Below are 5,115 nucleotides of genomic sequence, written 5' to 3'. Positions count from 1 at the left end.
AGCGCAAGGTCATAAAGATCCCCTGCTTTCTCCCGTAGGACGTATGCGGTATTAGCATCCCTTTCGGAATGTTGTCCCCCACTAATAGGCAGATTCCTAAGCATTACTCACCCGTCCGCCGCTAGCTAAGTTACCGAAGCAACCTCGCCCGCTCGACTTGCATGTGTTAAGCCTGCCGCCAGCGTTCAATCTGAGCCATGATCAAACTCTTCAGTTAAAATCATTTTGAAGTTTTAATTTAAACTTCCAAATCTGGCTCATCAATTTTCTGACTTAAATTTCGCTCAAATAAACTTCGAGTAATTTAAACCAATCAATCAATGAAATATGTTCGATCAATCAATCAGTAAAAATCCACACAAGTTGTTCTTCATAATCTCTTAATGATCTTCTCGATGCTTCGTCAGCATCAAGCTAGGTCGGCTATAATACGCTTTATTTCTAAAGTGTCAACTGGTAATTTAAATTATTTTAAACTTTCTTTCTAAAACCCAACCTAACCATTTTCAATCAAGTCATTGTTTTACCAGAAGTTTTAATCTTCATCACCGCCGATGGATGTGCATTATAGGTGAAATATTTCGCCATGCAACACTTTTTTCAAAGGAAATATATCGAGTGTTTATTTTTTGTTCATTCTTACCTTTTCTACACACATTTTGAGCAAATTTGCTTTAATACATCGTTTCAATTAACTGTTACTATACACCCATCGGCGATATAACAGCTTTTGCTTACTCAGATTTAAGCGCTAGGATTCTTTATGTATCAACAAAAATATCTTTGGGTGTGCCTTGTTTCTTTAGGATTCATCACCTCAACACATGCGACAATGCCTTCTACTGAAGAAGTTGCTCAAGAAGAAACTACTGAAGTTATTGCGGCAGATTCATCTTCTGAAACTAAAAGTAGTCGTTTGAATGCGCTTAAAGAATTAAAAAATGTAAAAGCCAAAGATTTAAAAGTGAATGCAAATGCTGCACAACCCGATGAAGTCAAAGACCCACTGCAACCTTTGAACCGTCAGATTTATGCATTCAACGATATGTTAGATCGTAATATCGCGCGTCCACTTGCGGTTCAATATACAAAGAAAGTCCCTGGTGAAGTGCGCGGGTCATATCGTCAATTCCGAAAAAACTTGGGCGAACCTTGGAATGCGGTTAACCAATTGATTCAAGGCCGCCCTTTACGTGCCGCAAAAACTTTAGGTCGTTTTAGTTTAAATACGATTACTACTTTAGGCATGGCTGACCCTGCACGTCGTTTAGGTTTAGACACGGAAGAAGAAAATTTTGGTACAACCTTGGGCTACTACGGTGTCCCTTCAGGGCCTTATGTCATGCTACCAATTTACGGCCCAAGTACTTTCCGTGATGGTTTCGGCACACTTGTAGATGGTCAGGCACGTCCACAAAAATACATTTTAGATGGCAATGACCGTTTATATTGGTCGGAGCAAGTTATGCGCGGCCTAGATACGCGCTCGCAACTCCTAGATGTAGAACAAGTATTACAGGGCGATAAATATGCCGCGATTCGGGATATTTACTTGCAACGTAAAAACTTTGAAATTGCGGAAAAGAAAGGACTCGATGCAGATAGTATTTCTTTTGTAGATGATGAAAGCGAAGAACTTTTTGATGATCAAGAAGAAATAAACCCGCCTGAAGAAAGCAAAGAATAATTTGTAAAACATTTTACTCAAGGTGAGTTTTTACTTTCCTTGAGTATTCAGGCATTGTTATAGTAACGCTTTGTTTAGGTTCAGGGTCAACACAAAACTCTATGTATTTCATTCAACCCACACGTGATATTCCATATCTAGAACAGGTGCTCGACACACTTCCTAGTGTGCAAATGATTCACATAGATGACATTAGCTTGTATGACCCAACCATTATTGCAATTGCCGATGTGCAAGATTATTTAACACATCAATGGAATTTACCCACAATTGTATTGGCCTTTGAAGATGAAGGCACAGCATTGGTGCAAGCATGGGAACAAGGCGCTTTAGCAGGTTGGTTGTGGAGTCGTTTACCAGAAAATCCACCGCAAGCTTTACGCAAAATTGACGCACAATATAAACGCAATCAAGACAGCCGTGACTTACCTTCTGCGGCGGAATTACAAAAAAAATTACTGCCCAATCCTATCGAACTGTGCAACTACCGTGTAGATACGTTATTTAAGCCTTCGGCTTATTTGTCGGGCGATTGGTTTGATTACTGGAAAATCAGTGATAAAGAAATCATGTTCTATTTAGCCGATGTCTCTGGGCATGGTGTAACTAGTAGTTTACTAACGTCTTGGATGGCTGCATTTCATGGTCGCTCCAAAACACCACGCGAACTGATTAAGAAGCTGAATGGCATGTTGGTTCAAGAAAATATTGAAAAGCATATCACCATGATTAGTGGGATTTTAAATATTGAAACCCACGAACTGCGTTGGTCGAGTGCGGGGCATTATCCACCTGCCATTATTATCGAACCCAATCAAGCACCTAAAATTTTAAATACCAGTAGTTTTCCTTTGGGACTGACTGAAGATTTAGAAGTTGAGGAATTTGAGTGCGTATTAAATAAACAGGCGCGGTTTATTATCTGCTCCGATGGTGCATTGGAACCTTATAGCGGTGGTTTGAATGAACAGTTTGAACAATTGGTCTTTCACTTGCAAAATCAATCATTCCAAGCACCCGATCATGTAGCAGATGACATTGCGATCTTGAGTTTGTGTCGAACAAAATAACCAATAAATCAGCCAGTTAACTTCTCAACCCAAGATATACGACTGTAAGCCACTTGAGTCTATATAGTCGCTATGGGATAATTATCTAATCCTTCTCTGCAAATGGCATTTATATGTCAACAGGTCATGTTGAATATGCAAGTTTGAATGGAACGCATATCTTTAAGCTTTTTGGCGAAGTGCGTGCCCAATCTTGTATTAGTCTAGACAAACTACTCAGTAAAATTGAACAGCAATCTAATGTGGTGGGTGCAATTGTAGATTTAACCCAAACTACATTTATTGACAGTACAGTTTTAGGTGTATTGGCTAAGCTAGGCTTAAAACTGAAACAAATCCATAACATTCAAGCAGTTATGCTCTCTACTAATCCAGACATTACTACGCTCGCCAATAGCATGGGCTTAGGACAGGTGTTTGTGATTTTAAATTACTGTGGTGACCCAACTGTCTGCACGCGTGAGCTGGTAGAAGAACACGTCACGCATAGCAATATGCTCACTACGGTATTAGATGCCCATAAAACCCTCATGAAGCTGAATGAAAACAACCAAAATATGTTCGAACCTTTGGTGAAACAGCTACAAAAAGAACAAGATAATCTCGATCAATGTGCTGAGCAAAATCAGCAGAACGCTTGATCTTCACTCAGGAATGCTTTGATGACTTTACTTTCTGTTGCTCAAATGAACTCACAAAATGATATTGAGGAAAACTTCAAAATCATTGAAACATTGATTCAACAAAGTAAAGCCGATGGTGCAGAACTGATCGTTTTTCCAGAAAACTTTGTTTGCTTTGCAGCAGGCAAACAATGCGAAACCGCGGCACAGTTTGAAAGTATTCAACAGCGTTTGGAACAGCTTGCACATCAATATCAAATCTGGATTGTGGCGGGTACATTGCCCTGCCCATATCGCCCTGATGGTTCAACAATTGCAGATGGTCGTGTGCGTACGGTCAGTTTATGTATTAGCCCAGAAAAAACTGAAGCACGTTATGACAAAATTCATTTGTTTGATGTGCAAGTTGGTGACTCTGTTGGTGGTTATCAGGAATCTAAGTTTTTTGAACCCGGCTCTGAAGTCGTTGTGGCGAAAACACCGTTTGGCAACATTGGCTTAATGGTGTGTTATGACTTGCGCTTTCCTGAATTGGCCTTAACTTTACGTGCGCAAGGCGCCAATATTTTAACTGCGCCATCGGCTTTTACTTACACCACAGGTCAAATGCATTGGCAATTGCTCTTGCAGGCGCGTGCCATGGATAGCCAATGTGCTGTACTGGGTGCCGCACAACAAGGTTGGCATGGTGAAAAGCGTCAAACTTGGGGGCATGCTGGAGCAAGCAACAGCCGCGGTCAAATTTTAGCAATCACCGCAGAAGAAGGCGCTCAACTACTCACGGTTCCTTTTGACTTAGACGAACAGCAACAGATTCGTGCATCAATGCCACTGATGCAGCACCGTGTTTTGGTTCAATATTGATTTTCACTCTGTATAAAATTACAAAAAAACTGAATATTATTTAAACAAAATCCCCCACGATATGATTTTGAACCATCATCTGAGGGATTAGAAAAATGACTTTAGAAAAAGCAGTTTATACAGCCCATGCAAAAGCCACTGGTGGTCGTGATGGTCGTGCAACGACGTCCGATGGTCATTTAGATGTTCAATTGGCGGTGCCGAAAATTATGGGGGGTACAGGTAATGGTACGAATCCTGAACAACTCTTCGCCGCTGGTTGTTAGCGGCAGTGTAAAAATGACCCCCTAATGGCATTTAAAAACTGACCCCCTTGGTTAATATAGCGGTCATTTTGGACTGCTCAACATGTTAACTTTGGAGCAAGCAGTGACAATCCAAATACTTCATCAACAAGGTAAATCTATTAAAGCCATTAGTCGTGAACTGGGGGTGTCCAGAAATACCGTACGTAAATATTTACGGCAGAAGGAAACACCTCAGTATCGGCGTACACAACCTAGAACAAGTATTCTTGATCCATATAAACCCTATTTACTCAAACGTGTAAACGCAGCTCATCCTGAATGGATTCCTGCTGTTGTGCTCTACCAGGAAATTTTAAGGTTGGGATATCCAGGAAAGATCAGGATCTTGAGGGAATATCTTGCAACATTAAAACCAGTTGCTAAACCAGAACCGATCATTCGTTTTGAAACCCAACCTGGCCAACAAATGCAGGTGGATTTCACCACGATTCGACGTAACAACACGACTTTAAAAGCCTTTGTCGCAACATTAGGGTATTCCAGAGCGACTTTCGTGAAATTTTATGATCATGAACGTACGGATGCATGGATCGATGGTCTAGAAAATGCATTTCAGTTTTTTG

At 40.7% G+C, this 5,115-nt stretch carries 5 protein-coding genes, 1 rRNA gene and 1 pseudogene; 6 read left to right on the top strand and 1 reads right to left on the bottom strand.

Translation table 11 applies throughout. The features are described from left to right. A 16S ribosomal RNA gene (locus HX743_RS15465) occupies positions 1–217 on the bottom strand; the annotation flags it as partial. A 546-nt stretch (positions 218–763) separates the two neighbouring features. Between HX743_RS15465 and HX743_RS15460 the strand changes: the two genes are divergently transcribed. The 6 genes and pseudogenes from HX743_RS15460 to istA form a co-directional block, all read left to right on the top strand. After that, the gene (locus tag HX743_RS15460; RefSeq protein WP_178319639.1) at positions 764–1,687 is read left to right on the top strand and encodes a VacJ family lipoprotein; all 924 of its coding nucleotides are present in this window, start codon (positions 764–766) and stop codon (positions 1,685–1,687) included. Positions 1,688–1,788: 101 nt separating this feature from the next. Then, positions 1,789–2,757, top strand: a complete 969-nt coding sequence (gene gigA, locus HX743_RS15455; protein WP_096902424.1) for an RsbU family protein phosphatase GigA — start codon at positions 1,789–1,791, stop codon at positions 2,755–2,757. Positions 2,758–2,870: 113 nt separating this feature from the next. Then, on the top strand, positions 2,871–3,398 hold the full coding sequence (gene gigB / locus HX743_RS15450; protein ID WP_004975187.1) for an anti-anti-sigma factor GigB: 528 nt from the start codon (positions 2,871–2,873) through the stop codon (positions 3,396–3,398). Positions 3,399–3,419: 21 nt separating this feature from the next. Further along, positions 3,420–4,244 carry a carbon-nitrogen hydrolase family protein gene (locus tag HX743_RS15445; RefSeq protein WP_104852446.1) on the top strand — a complete coding sequence of 275 codons (825 nt, stop codon included), beginning with the start codon at positions 3,420–3,422 and terminating at the stop codon, positions 4,242–4,244. Between the two features lie 95 nt (positions 4,245–4,339). Then, positions 4,340–4,504 (top strand): annotated as a pseudogene (locus tag HX743_RS15440) (organic hydroperoxide resistance protein); the annotation flags it as partial. An 88-nt stretch (positions 4,505–4,592) separates the two neighbouring features. After that, the coding region (istA, locus tag HX743_RS15435; RefSeq protein ID WP_178319638.1) for an IS21 family transposase at positions 4,593–5,115 on the top strand (523 nt) is incomplete at its 3' end.

It is taken from the genome of Acinetobacter sp. Swhac1 (assembly GCF_013390985.1).
GTDB lineage: Bacteria > Pseudomonadota > Gammaproteobacteria > Pseudomonadales > Moraxellaceae > Acinetobacter > Acinetobacter towneri.
This window is presented reverse-complemented; position numbering and strand designations above follow the sequence as displayed.

What these genes read in the sequence shown, in the direction of transcription:
- gigB (WP_004975187.1), top strand. Translation starts at nt 2,871, where the DNA reads ATGTCAACAGGTCATGTTGAATATGCAAGTTTGAATGGAACGCATATC.
- gigA (WP_096902424.1), top strand. Translation starts at nt 1,789, where the DNA reads ATGTATTTCATTCAACCCACACGTGATATTCCATATCTAGAACAGGTG.
- HX743_RS15460 (WP_178319639.1), top strand. Translation starts at nt 764, where the DNA reads ATGTATCAACAAAAATATCTTTGGGTGTGCCTTGTTTCTTTAGGATTC.
- HX743_RS15445 (WP_104852446.1), top strand. Translation starts at nt 3,420, where the DNA reads ATGACTTTACTTTCTGTTGCTCAAATGAACTCACAAAATGATATTGAG.